The 13,193-nt window shown below is 46.2% G+C and carries 9 protein-coding genes and 1 other annotated feature; of the genes, 2 read left to right on the forward strand and 7 right to left on the reverse strand.

Annotated features, from left to right (window positions below; genetic code table 11):
• Window positions 1-5: 5 nt before the first annotated feature.
• The 4 genes from BM210_RS00780 to BM210_RS00795 form a co-directional block, all read right to left on the reverse strand.
• Window positions 6-1,391: a bifunctional folylpolyglutamate synthase/dihydrofolate synthase gene (locus BM210_RS00780; protein WP_091163588.1), complete on the reverse strand. Its 1,386-nt coding sequence runs from the start codon at window positions 1,389-1,391 to the stop codon at window positions 6-8.
• Window positions 1,392-1,396: 5 nt separating this feature from the next.
• Complete coding sequence (locus BM210_RS00785; protein WP_091163590.1) at window positions 1,397-4,054, reverse strand: valine--tRNA ligase; 2,658 nt, start codon at window positions 4,052-4,054, stop codon at window positions 1,397-1,399.
• A 114-nt stretch (window positions 4,055-4,168) separates the two neighbouring features.
• Window positions 4,169-4,506: a binding site (T-box leader), on the reverse strand.
• 139 nt (window positions 4,507-4,645) lie between these two features.
• Window positions 4,646-5,683 (reverse strand): LysM peptidoglycan-binding domain-containing protein, encoded by a 1,038-nt coding sequence (locus BM210_RS00790; protein ID WP_091163591.1) that lies wholly within the window; start codon window positions 5,681-5,683, stop codon window positions 4,646-4,648.
• A gap of 103 nt (window positions 5,684-5,786) precedes the next feature.
• Window positions 5,787-6,662: an RluA family pseudouridine synthase gene (locus BM210_RS00795; RefSeq protein ID WP_091163593.1), complete on the reverse strand. Its 876-nt coding sequence runs from the start codon at window positions 6,660-6,662 to the stop codon at window positions 5,787-5,789.
• Window positions 6,663-6,920: 258 nt separating this feature from the next.
• Between BM210_RS00795 and BM210_RS00800 the strand changes: the two genes are divergently transcribed.
• Window positions 6,921-8,720, forward strand: a complete 1,800-nt coding sequence (locus tag BM210_RS00800; RefSeq protein WP_256223188.1) for a phosphodiester glycosidase family protein — start codon at window positions 6,921-6,923, stop codon at window positions 8,718-8,720.
• A 90-nt stretch (window positions 8,721-8,810) separates the two neighbouring features.
• On the opposite strand, the gene hemL is transcribed toward BM210_RS00800, so the two are convergent.
• Window positions 8,811-10,115: a glutamate-1-semialdehyde 2,1-aminomutase gene (hemL, locus tag BM210_RS00805; protein WP_091163595.1), complete on the reverse strand. Its 1,305-nt coding sequence runs from the start codon at window positions 10,113-10,115 to the stop codon at window positions 8,811-8,813.
• 111 nt (window positions 10,116-10,226) lie between these two features.
• Here hemL and BM210_RS00810 point away from each other — a divergent pair, with 111 nt between their 5' ends.
• Window positions 10,227-10,889, forward strand: a complete 663-nt coding sequence (locus BM210_RS00810) for a Crp/Fnr family transcriptional regulator (RefSeq protein ID WP_091163596.1) — start codon at window positions 10,227-10,229, stop codon at window positions 10,887-10,889.
• Window positions 10,890-10,997: 108 nt separating this feature from the next.
• On the opposite strand, the gene hemH is transcribed toward BM210_RS00810, so the two are convergent.
• Entirely contained in the window at window positions 10,998-11,933 is a 936-nt protein-coding gene (gene hemH / locus BM210_RS00815; protein ID WP_091163598.1) for a ferrochelatase, read from the reverse strand.
• Window positions 11,934-12,998 (reverse strand): uroporphyrinogen decarboxylase, encoded by a 1,065-nt coding sequence (gene hemE, locus BM210_RS00820; protein ID WP_091163600.1) that lies wholly within the window; start codon window positions 12,996-12,998, stop codon window positions 11,934-11,936. It lies immediately after the preceding gene.
• Window positions 12,999-13,193 lie beyond the last annotated feature (195 nt).

Raw genomic sequence — 13,193 nt, forward strand, 5'->3', positions numbered from 1 at the left:
AGCTCTCACCAGCCTTTTTCAGAATCGGTTTGATGTAGGATCCAGGATCGGACGTCCCCTATTAAATACAAGGTGCCGGACACAACAGCCAGATCATTCTCCGCCGTTTTGCCTTTCACCAGCTCCAGCGCTGCCTTCCAGTCTGGCTCTACAACGATTTCAATATCGGGAAGGCCCAATTCTTGAATAAGGGAAGCAGCAAGCTCAGCAAGCTTAGCCGCCTCTTCCTTCTTATGCCACACCGGTTCCGTAAGAATTAATGTGTTCACCAATGGTAGTATATGCCGCAAATAACCTGAATGATTCTTGGTTGACAACATACCCATCACAAAATGCAATTTATTATAGTGATACGTATCGCGAAGGGCTTGTGCCAATACCGCACCACCCTCAGGGTTGTGGGCACCATCTATTAAAATACGAGGCTCCGTGGACACCATCTCCAATCGGCCTGCCCACCGCGTCTCCTTCATTGCTTTTAAAAGGATTTCATCCTCGATGATCAACGCATAGTATTGACGCAGCAGTTCAAGAGTCATTAGAGCTAGTGCTGCATTTTGCTGCTGGTGAATGCCATTCATAGAAATCGTAACCTGTTCAATCTTACGAAACGGCCCTTCAAAGTTGAAGATCTGCTCGTTTTCCTGTGTTGTAATCGTTTCATAACGAAACTTCCGGCCGCTTAAATAAAGCGTACTGTTTTTATCCTTGGCTTCCTGCTCAACAACTTCAATCACACCCGGTTGATCTACCGCGCTGACTATGGGAACCCCTGCCTTGATAATCGCAGCTTTCTCCGCAGCTACAAGCTCCAGAGTATCGCCCAGAATATCCATATGATCATGACCGACATTCGTAATAACCGTTAGTATCGGCTTAACGATATTCGTAGAATCCAGTCTTCCCCCTAATCCCGTTTCCCAAACCACATAATCCGGGCAAGAGATTCTTGCATAATAATAGATCGCTACAGCTGTAGATACTTCGAACATCGTCGGCTGCCCCAGCTCGGAAGCAGCCACTTGATCGACCAGAGGCTTCAGCTTGTTAACAGCAAGCAGCAAATCCTCATCGGCAATATTGACTCCGTTATAACGAATACGATCTGTATATTTCTCGATATACGGAGAGGTAAAGGTACCTACTCCGTAACCGCTTTGCTTAAGAGCCTCTGTCAGATAAGCACAAACCGAGCCTTTACCATTCGTGCCTGCAATGTGAATGAATTTCAGACGTCGCTCTGGATACTCAAGCAGCTCCATTAGTTTTTCCATCCGTTTGAGTCCTGGTCTGACACCGAACTTGACCAAGTTAACGATCCAATCAACCGCTTCTTCCACGCTTTGAAAACCATTAGATGATTGTACCTGCGGATCAGTCGTACTGCTCATCGAAATCATCCCCTCAGTTCTGCTAAACGAGCGATTACTTTATCCCGTTTGTCTGCATAATCAGCCAGCTTTGCTTTTTCCTCATCAATCACCTTAGCTGGAGCTTTCGCTACAAAGCCTTCATTTCCAAGCTTTTTCTCGATCCGCTCCACTTCGCCATGCAGCGATTGTAGCTCTTTTTCCAGACGGGCCAGTTCCTGCGAAATGTCGATTAACCCAGCAAGCGGCAGGTACAGCTCAGCCCCTGTAAGTATTCCGGTCATCGCTTTATCCGGGTTCGTCAGCGTCAGACTAATCTCAAGCAAGGAGGTATTGCTGAATCGGCGAATATATTCTTCATTGCGCTGCAGGATCGTCAGAGCTTCTTCGTTTGCCGGTTTGATCAGCAATTCGATCTTTTTGCTCATGGGCACGTTGACCTCAGCACGAATGTTACGAACCGTACGTATCACATCCATAAGCAGATTCATTTCCTGAACCGCATCGGCTGCCTCCCAATCCGCATTGTAAAGCGGCCACGCGGCAAGCGTAATCGTCTCTCCTTCATGCGGAAGGTGCTGCCAGATTTCCTCAGAAATGAAAGGCATAAACGGATGAATCAGGCGTTGTGTTTGATCCAATACATAGGCAAGCACGGATTGCGTCTTTTTCTTGGCTTCAGCATCAGCTCCATATAGGGACAGCTTACTGAATTCAATGTACCAGTCACACAAGTCATCCCATATAAAATTAGTTAACACGCGTCCTGTTTCACCAAATTCATAGGTGTCAATTAATCGGGTTACATCACGTACCGTTTCGTTCAAACGGTGCAGAATCCACCGATCAGCCGTACCTAATTGACCGCTCAGATCAATGTCCTTCACCGTGAAGCCAGTCAAATTCATCAATACAAAACGAGAAGCATTCCAAATTTTATTGGCAAAATTACGCGCCTGCTCGACCTTCTCCCAACGGAATCGCATATCCTGTCCGGCCGTTGATCCTGTTGACAACATAAAGCGCATAGCGTCAGCGCCGTATTTCTCAATAACTTCCTGCGGGTCTACACCGTTGCCCAGAGATTTGGACATTTTCTGGCCATCCTCAGCACGAACTAAGCCATGGATAAGCACATCCTTGAACGGAATTTGATCCGTAAATTCGAGTGCGGTAAAGATCATTCTGGACACCCAGAACGGAATAATATCATAGCCGGTAACCAGCAGGCTCGTAGGATAATAGCGGCTCAGATCCTCTGTTTGATCTGGCCATCCCAGAGTGGAAAACGGCCATAGCGCTGAGCTGAACCAAGTATCCAATACGTCCTCATCCTGACGGATGCTGCCGCCGTTAGCGCGAACAGAAGCCTCGGCTTCGCTGTGAGATACGAACATTTCCCCTGTTTCGTCATTGTACCACGCCGGAATCCGATGACCCCACCACAGCTGACGGGAAATACACCAGTCACGAACATTTTCGATCCATTGCAAATAACTTTTTTCGAAGCGTTCCGGTACAAAATTAGCGCCTGTTTTCGCGTTTTGAGCGGCAATGGCCTGCTCCGCCAACGGCTTCATCTTGACAAACCACTGTGTGGACAAGTAAGGCTCAACAATAGCTCCACTACGTTCACTGTGGCCGACTTGATGCACGTGATCCTCAATCTTCACCAATACACCAGATTCCTTCATGTCCGCAACAATTTGCTTGCGGCATTCGAAACGGTCCAAGCCTTGGTAAGGTCCCGCCTTATCGTTCATTGTTCCTGTTACATCCATTACCAATATTTGCGGCAAATCATGGCGCTTGCCCACTTCAAAGTCATTAGGATCGTGTGCTGGCGTAATTTTCACAGCTCCGCTTCCGAAATCCTTATCGACATATTCGTCAGCAATAATTGGAATCTCACGGCCAACAAACGGCAGAACCAACACCTTGCCGATCAAATGCTGATAACGCTCGTCCTCCGGATGCACAGCAACAGCAGAATCACCAAGCATGGTCTCCGGACGGGTTGTAGCGACCACAATAAATTCTTCGCTATCCTTGACTGTATATTTCAGATGGTACAGGTGTCCCTGTATTTCCTTGTGTTCAACTTCAATATCGGATAAAGCCGTCCTCGCCGCCGGATCCCAGTTAATAATATAGTTGCCGCGATAAATAAGCCCCTTTTCGTACAAGCGGACGAATACTTCACGGACCGCTTTTGACAGCCCTTCATCCAGAGTAAACCGCTCACGGGAATAGTCTAGAGAGAAGCCCATTTTTGCCCACTGCTGGTGAATTGAATCCGCATAGTGTTCCTTCCACTCCCATACCTTTTCAAGGAACTTTTCACGACCCAGATCGTAACGGGTAATACCTTCCTCACGCAGCTTCTGCTCTACTCTGGTTTGTGTCGCTATTCCGGCATGGTCAGACCCAGGCAGCCACAGCGCGTCATAGCCTTGCATTCTCTTGGTACGAATCATAATATCCTGCAATGTGCAATCCAGCGCATGCCCAATATGCAGCATACCCGTAACGTTTGGCGGGGGAATCACGATTGTATACGTCTCTGCATCCTTACGCTGCCCTGCTTTAAAATAATCGCCCTTCAACCAGTAATCGTACCATTTCTTTTCCGCTTCCTTCGGGTCATAGGTCGTCGGCATTTCTGTTGTTTTTATTTCTTCCATCGCGGGTTCCTCCATTTACATACTATTGGTCAATTTCTTGCAGGCTGGACTGGTTGAGGCTAACCATTTACCCATCCACTGCACTTCCATAGGCAACAAAAAAATCCCTTCGCCGCAAAGGACGAAAGGATATGCTTCCGTGGTACCACCTTTATTCCGCATACGAAAAAGAATTGGGCTGACAAGTCACTTCCGTTAAGGCATTCAAGACACCTCAACCTGCTTATCTCCACTATGCGGCACTTCAACAGATAACGGCTGATACCGGCAGCATCTATCCGCAATCCAAGCATACAATTACCATACAGGATGGCTGATTGAACTCTTAGACCTGCTTTTAATACTGCAACTCCAGGGCGACTTCGGCAAGTTACATCCTACGGAACCTCTCAGCGTAACAATTCCGCTCTCTGATGGGTTAGCTGCCTACTATTCCCTTTCCAAGTTATTGAAACATATGATTACATCTATGATAAACAACATTACCGACAGAGTCAATAACATATCCGCCTGTAAACCAAGGTTTTATCCTTATTATAGCCAAAAATGCCCGATTCAAACCCATAATAAGGTTGAATCGGGCATATTCGTTTATTTGGGAATATAGACGATCTGACCTACAGAAACTTCATGCTCGGCTAATCGGTTAAACAAGGCAATTTCTCGTGGATTTAATTCATATCGCTTCGCAATAATTTCCAATGTTTCTTCCTTCTGAACGATACACAGCCGAACGCGGCGGAATTCCTGCTTCTCGCTCGTTGAGCTTAGCAGCAGTTTTTTCCATTCTAATCGGTCGCCCGGAGAGGGTGCGTTTGATGCTGCTTCCGATTCAGCTAATCTTTGCTCCGCTTTAACGGATGAAGAACTTTGCAGCAGTGAGGTCAGACCGAATGGTTTTACAGGTTCCGGGGAATCGGATGGCTTCCCTGTAAAAGCAACTCTTGGCTCCTTCTTGTCCTCTGCCGCATAACTCGCCTCATAGATATCGGCTTGCTGATGCTGAAACACATCGAGGGCCTCATCGCTTTCATCATCCAGCCATTCCTCAGCTTCGTCTTCTGCATCTGCAGTCAACTCATTTGTGTCGTTTGGAGGATCATTGTAAGCTGAAGAAGGTGAACGCTCTTGAATCGATTGTGCGTAGTTGTCTTCGGTTAAAAATGGTACGGATGTGTCAGGTCTTGCAGGTGTAGGCGCCTCATGTACAAACAGCACCTCATCCGAGTTGTTATGCCAAATCTCATCTGCACTTGGAGCTACAATAACTTCTTCGAGCCCGTTCAAAGATAATACGCCTGTAATATTGAGGCTTCGAGCTGAAAGAATATCGACATCAAAATTTTCAATTTCAACGGCAATATCCTCAACACGATGCACCCGGTTCAACGGTAGTGTAATTTCAACCGGAATCAGGTGCTCCAACGTACGATTCACGGCATCCTGTTCATCTACATAGGTGCCGGACAAAAGCAGGTTACCGCGTAGTAGAGCTTGATCTCCTTGGGGCACAACCTGAATATGAGGAACCAGCTCCACATCCTCCAAATGTTTGATGCCGGCAACTCCCTCAGACAAATGCACCCGCTCATAAATATCGAACCGCAATCCATTCTGCTGCTCAGCCACTATCTTGTCCTCCCTCCGAAAACTAAATCTTGCAAACCGTATCCAGCGGTTAATCAGTTTCAGTTGTCTTTAGATTTATATGGTTTTCGGGGGATAAGCATGACTATATTTTTTGAAGTGCCGCATACAGCCTTTGAAAATCCTCCGGCCAAGGTGCAGCAACGCTGATATGCTCGCCCGTCAGGGGGTGATCGAATGATAAGCTCTCGCCATGCAGAGCCTGTCGAGAGATTCCGCTACTAGGTCCTCCATACAAGGAATCTCCCCATATCGGATGGCCTAAATAGCTTAAATGAACTCGGATTTGGTGAGTTTTCCCTGTTTCCAGGCGAAGGCGTACAAGCATACCCTGATTCAACTGCTCGACAACCTCGTAATGAGTTACAGCACGTTCTCCAGTCATCGATACGCGTCTGCGCGATGAATGGTGCCGATCCTTGCCGATAGGTGCATCGATAGTCCCGATTGAAACGTCTGTATGCCCTTGCACGATTGCTGCGTAGCAGCGTTCTATCGATTTACTCCGCATGGCTTCATCCATAATCAACTGCGCCCATTCATGCTTGGCATACAAAACAGGGCCTGTTGTATCCTCATCCAACCGATGGATATGACGTACTTTGCACTGCTGCCCCGTGCTCTCATAGTAAAATGCAACGGCATCAGCCAAAGTCATCTGTTCGCTGCCTTTCCATGATCCATCTCCATGAACCTTCATACCTTCCGGCTTATGGACAACCAGACAAAAATCGTCCTCATACAGCACTTCTAAATGTGACCATACTGGCATATGCTGTAGGGGCTCATTCGGAAATAGCTTCAGACGAACCCTAGTGCCTTTTATCGACACACCACCGCTATTAACGAGCTTTTTCAAAAAAAGTTCGGGCATTCGGATATAAGATCCAATATCAAGCTCTGATTCGAGCGGCTTTGGCAATAACAGCTCCAGCCACTCCCCCTTTTTGTTCCAAGACATCCTCACTGCTTTCGCACCTTCCTCATATATATAAAACCGTAAACTGCAAGACATCCAAAGACGAGAAAGAAACCAAACATGACAACCAATGTTTCCAATGTAATCCCGTACAAACTGTATTTATCCATGCTGTAATCGCCTCAATTCCAAAAACTTTATATTTCATTGTAGCAAATAAGCACTAAGACTTCTATTAAACTATCCAAATATATGATAGAATGAATAGTATTTATCTTGAACTTAGGAGAGGACTACACATTGAGTAATGCACTACAATTTTTCCAATCCACCCGGCAGCAGCTTCGTGATTGGAGTTGGTTCAAACGCTCACTTTTGGGATTTACTATACTGACCTTTATGGTTTCCAGTTTTATGTTTTTGACACCTGTCGGAACCGAAATGCGTATTTGGATGGCTAATACAGTTATTATTACACAGCATCGTGATTGGGCTTGGATATTCGTAGGTACAGAGCAGCGTGACAGCATGCTTCAAAAAATGCGACAGTTTATTGAAGAAAATGCTGAGGAAAAACAGCAGTTTAATATGGTTACCGTTCAACCTAACTTTGCGTTGACTCGTAAGAATCGATCTATAGATGAGTTAATTAAAGTAGAAGACGTCTCCGGCACATTCTGGAAAGGCAAACGGATGTATGTGTACGACCCCAAATCGATTCGTCTTATGACCCCTGAAAAACCGGGTGAGGGTGAAAAAATCTCTTCCATGGTGAAACGCACTGGTGCTGTAGCCGGAGTCAATGCTGGAGGCTTTGACGATCCCGAGGGCTTAGGTAATGGCTTTGCTGCTATTGGAGCTGTTATATCCGGCGGAGAAGTGATTTATACCGACCAGGATAGTAGTGTCGCTCAGCATATTGTCGGCTTCACCAAGGAAGGTACGCTCGTCATCGGTAAATATAATATGTTTGAATTACAAGAAATGGGCATATCCGAAGCGGCTTCATTTTATCCGCGTGTTATTGCCAACGGAAAACCGCTTCCCATCAATGACGTTAGCCGTGCGCCACGTACCGGAGTCGGACAAAAAGCGGATGGAACCGTCATTTTTATCGTCGCTGATGGTCGCTCGACCCAGAGTGTTGGAGCAACGTTGAAAGAAATCCAAGAATTGTTCCTTGCCGATGATGTAGTCAATGCAGGCTTTTTGGATGGTGGTGCTTCATCCGAGTTGGTTGTGAATGGCGAACTCGTGACCAAACCCTCCAGCCGTTATGGTGAACGCAGATTGCCTTCTGCTTATCTTGTTTATGATCATCCTGAGGATGCTGTAGCCAACAGGGTTTGGGACGGTCTAACAACAATTAATGCCGGAGGTGCTTTCGATCATCCCGACTTTTTGAAAGAGCAGGCTGCGCTTAAAGCCAAAGCCAAAAATAATCCAGCACCTGCTACGACACCAACGCCGACCAAACCAACAGAAACCGAAACAAAGACCGAAACGAAAGCTCCAGCTACAAATACGGGTACAACCAAACCATCCGGCACCACTGAGCCTACAAAACCTAGCACTCAATCGGATGCGACTAAACCCGCACAAGGCACAGACAGCAGTAAAACAACGACAACCCCTGCTGCAGGCGGAAACAAAGATAACGGAAAAGAAACCACACCCCCTGCCAGCACTCAACAAGGCGGCAGCGGCAATCCGGTAACAACAGACCCAACTAAACCTGCGGAACATACACCAACGGGAACGGGAGCTGCGGGAGCCGGTGCTACGAATCCAACGACAAACCCAACACCAACGACGGGCGGATCTTCACAGCAAGGGCAAGGTGATCATTCAGGAACGGGCAGCACATCTGCACCTGCTACGAATCCAACCACACCTGCAGCAAGCGATGCTGCCAAGAACACACCAGCTTCGTCGGGGGATACATCATCCAAGATCAACACACCAGCCACTGGCGATACAGGAGCTAAAAATACGCCTCCAGCCAATGTACCTGTTCCCTCTTCACCAACAGCACCTCCCAACGGATCAACTAGCACAACAGTTGTTCCTTCAGGTTCCACTTCCGTACCGGTCAAATAATAATAAAAAGGATCAACTCTCGCTTTCAACGAGGGCTGATCCTTTTTAATTTATGCCTATTTCACAACACGCAGTGAAAGATTGCTTTGTCTATAATTGTTTCAAAGAAGAACGATGAGCCTCAATTGTTTGCTCGATATCTTCATCTGTGTGTGCAGTTGATACGAACATTCCTTCATACTGGGAAGGGGCTACACTCACTCCATTATCGAGTAAAGCAGCAAAATAACGATTGAAACGCTGCTGATCAGATGTCTTAGCCGTCTCATAATTAGTTACCTGTTGATCTGTAAAGAAGGGGCATATCATCGAACCTACACGATTGATCGTACAGGCAATACCAAATTCGTTGGCATTTGAGATAAACCCAGCCTCTAATCGAGCAGATTTACGTTCCAATTCCTCATAAGCTCCCGGTTGACCTAACAAGCGCAGCGTCGTGTAACCAGCGGCCATAGCTAATGGATTACCTGACAGCGTTCCGGCTTGATAAATGGGGCCGCTTGGCGCTATCATCTCCATAATATCGCGTCTGCCTCCATAAGCACCAACCGGCAAACCTCCGCCGATTACTTTGCCAAGACAAGTAAGGTCCGGCTTAATCCCATATAGTCCCTGCGCACTGCCCAAGCCAACTCGAAAGCCCGTCATCACTTCATCGAATATTAGCAAGCTGCCATAACTTGTAGTAATATCCCGAAGACCCTGTAAAAAGCCCGGTTGAGGTGGCACGACACCCATGTTCCCTGCAATAGGCTCAACGATAACAGCGGCGATTTCTTCTCCATACTTTTCAAAGGCTACACGGATGGAATCGAGATCGTTGTAAGGTACCGTGATCGTATTGACAGCAACGCTTTCTGGCACCCCAGGACTATCTGGCAGTCCAAGAGTAGCAACGCCTGATCCTGCTTTAATCAGAAGTGCATCTGCATGACCATGATAGCATCCTTCAAATTTCAAAATTTTCGGACGGTTCGTATAACCACGGGCTAATCGCAAAGCACTCATGGTTGCTTCTGTACCGGAATTGACCATTCTTACCATCTCTAGGGAAGGAATTCTTTCAATAACCAGCTTGGCCATCCGTGTTTCAAGCTCAGTAGGCGCACCAAAGCTAGTCCCCAATTCTGCCGCTGCTTTAATAGCTTCTACGACTTCGGGATGACAATGACCTACAATTAGAGGTCCCCATGAGCCGATATAATCAATAAACTGATTTCCGTCAATATCGAACACTCTTGAGCCGACGCCCCGCTCCATAAAAAGAGGGGTTAAACCTACGGATTTAAATGCGCGAACCGGGCTATTAACACCTCCCGGAATGAACTGCTTGGCTTCAGCAAAAGCCTTTGATGAACGTGAATCGTCGCGTTTGGTTGGTTTCAATGTCATGACCCTTTCTTCACGATAAATTATCTTGAAAAGCAAGAAAAATCGATATATAATTATTCGAACTGATGGTAGACTTGGACTATTTTCCAGCAAAAGAAGCGAGGGAAAACAATGATCGACTTTTTGTGCAAGGTGCCCTTATTTTCCAGTCTTAACGAATCGCAATTAACGATAATATCTAATATTTGCTCTAAAAAAACGTTCAAAGCTAACACCATTTTATTTCAAGAAAAAGAGCTTGGTACTGTATTCTACATTGTTTTCAGCGGCTCTGTAAAAATTTACACGGCGGCCACTTCCGGTGAAGAGAAGATTCTCTCCTTGTTCCGAACAGGCGATAGCTTTGGAGAGCTGTCATTGATTGACGGCAAACCGCGTTCCGCTTCTGCACAAACGCTGGAAGACAGTGTCATGATCACTTTATCGGCGAATAACTTCTTGGATATGTTAAAGTCCAACTTCGACATTTCCCTTTGTATTATGCAGGAGCTGTGCAATCGCCTTCGCGACACAAACCAACATGTCCATGATCTTACGTTCCTGGATGCTAGATCAAGAGTAATCAAGAGCCTCATTAAACTTGCCAACAAAAATGGAATTCGTTCAGGCAGCGTCGTGACAATCAAGATGATGCTTAACTACGATGAGGTATCACAGATGGCAGGTGTACAAAAGCCTATTTTGATGCAGGTTATCCGTGACTTTCAGGAAAAACAAATATTGACCTTCCTCGGTAACGAGATGAAACTTGATCTTGCCAAGCTGAGAGGTTAATCTTATTGCAGGAAAGCCCGATTCAAGATCGGGCTTTTTTTATTTGCACAGATCGAGCATGGGCTGCAAAGTTCTTTGAACCAGCTTAGATAGATTACCTACGATCAATTAATTCTGCACGCAGAGTGCGTATACTGCATCACTCAACGTTTCCATATATAAAGGATCGGTGTTAAGTGAAGCCGTACGTTCCAAATGCAACTGCAGCTCCTTGGCTACTGTTTGCGCCTCAATATCCAGGTCATACAAGACCTCCAGATGATCAGATACAAAGCCCACTGGGCAGACAAGCACGTTGTGGATCTGCTCTTCCTTCACTACCGTACGCAATATATCAAGAATATCCGGTCCAAGCCAAGGTACTCCTGTACGACCCGCGCTTTGCCAGCCAAACTGCCAATTCGTAATCCCCGTTTGTGCCGCAACAGCCCGTGCAGTTTCCAGTAATTGCTCTGTATACGGGTCACCTGTTCCAAGAATGCTCTCAGGTAAGCTATGTGCAGTAAATACCACACGAACATCGGACTTTTTCGTATGTTCAAAACGCTGAAGCGCTTCATTTACACGTACAGAAAGCGCTTGGATCAGCTGCGGATGAAGGTGATAGCTTTCGACAAACTGAATAGAAAGTCCAAGCTCATCAGCTTTGTCTCGTGCCCGTTTGATATAGCTGCCTACACTCATATGGGAGAAATGCGGTGCTAGAACGATACCAACAGCCTGCTGAATGCCATCCTTGACCATCTGCTCTATTCCATTTTCAACATACGGCTCCGCATGCTTTAAGCCTTGATAGCAGACAAAAGACTGGTCAGGGTGATCAGCGTTCAACCGTTCTTCCAAAGCCTTTACCTGTTTATTCGTATTTTCCCTGAGCGGAAAAAAACCACCGACAATAGCTTCATATCGGTCCGTCAAATCCTTGAGCTGCTCGGCTGTAGGCGGCCTTCCTCTACGGATATGGGTATAATACGCCTCTACTTGAGCCAAGCTTTCAGGCGTCCCGTATGACATGACCAGTACACCAATTCGCTGTTTCGACATTTATACACCACTTCCTTGTTTGGCGGCAGCCAAAGCAGATGTTGAATAAGAATGAACAAAATCCGTCAGCTCGTGCAATTTATCAATAGACGCTTCTGGAAACAAACCATGTCCGAGATTAAAAATGTAGCCTGGCTCTTGAATACCCTGATCGATAATCAGCTTAGCCTGCTCCTTGATAACGGACATCGGCGCTGTAAGCACATAGGGATCCAAGTTGCCTTGAACAGCGAATTTCGACCCTAAACGCTTACGACCTTCAGACACGGATACACGCCAATCCAGACCAATGACATCAGCCTCTATCTCATGCAGAAAAGGAAGAAGCTCACCTGAGCTCACGCCCGGAAAATAAATTTTGGGCTGATCCAGATGATTAAGCTCGCTAAAAATACGCTTAATCGTAGGCAGCACAAAATATTGAAAATCTTTGGGTGATAGCGCGCCTACCCAGCTGTCGAAAAGCTGAACTGCTTTCGCACCAGCTGCGATATGAGCCTTAAGATATGTAATGACCATGTCGCCCAGTTTATCCATCAATTGAAACCAGACCGCAGGCTCGCTGTACATCAGCTCTTTAGTCCGGATATAGCTTTTGGAGGGCTTGCCTTCAATCAAATAACTGGCAATTGTGAATGGCGCTCCTGCGAACGTAATTAATGGAACTTGCAGTTCAGCAGCCAAAATCTCGATCGTTTTAATAACATGGGATAAGTCCTTTTCCACCTGGATCGGACGCAGCCGTTCCACATCAGCTGATGAGCGGATTGGGTTATGAATAACAGGCCCTATATTTTTGACAATATCAAAATCTATTCCAATCGAAGCGACTGGATTCATAATATCCGAGTACAATATAGCAGCATCCACACCGAGCTTCTTCACCGGCATCAATGTAACTTCGGCAGCCAGCTCAGGCTGTTGACAAATTTCAAGCAAGCTGTACTTTTCCTTAATAACGCGGTAATCCGGATCGTAGCGTCCCGCCTGCCTCATATACCATACTGGCAGTGTATCTACCTCCTGCTTTTTACAAGCTTTGATAAACGTATCCTTGTAGCTCATCCGCTTTTCCTCTTTTCCGTATACTCCTAAGAACTTTCCTTTTTGAAAAGTTGACCTCGTAAGCTTAAATTGATCTACTCATATTATGCCCTATTTAGCAGCATGTAACAACTGATTGCCCCTTTAGATTCCGACAAATGTATGACAAGGACCCACTTCCCACATGAAAAAGAAAGCTTTTCACATACAACCTAG

The organism is Paenibacillus sp. 1_12, from assembly GCF_900114475.1.
Taxonomy (GTDB): domain Bacteria; phylum Bacillota; class Bacilli; order Paenibacillales; family NBRC-103111; genus Paenibacillus_S.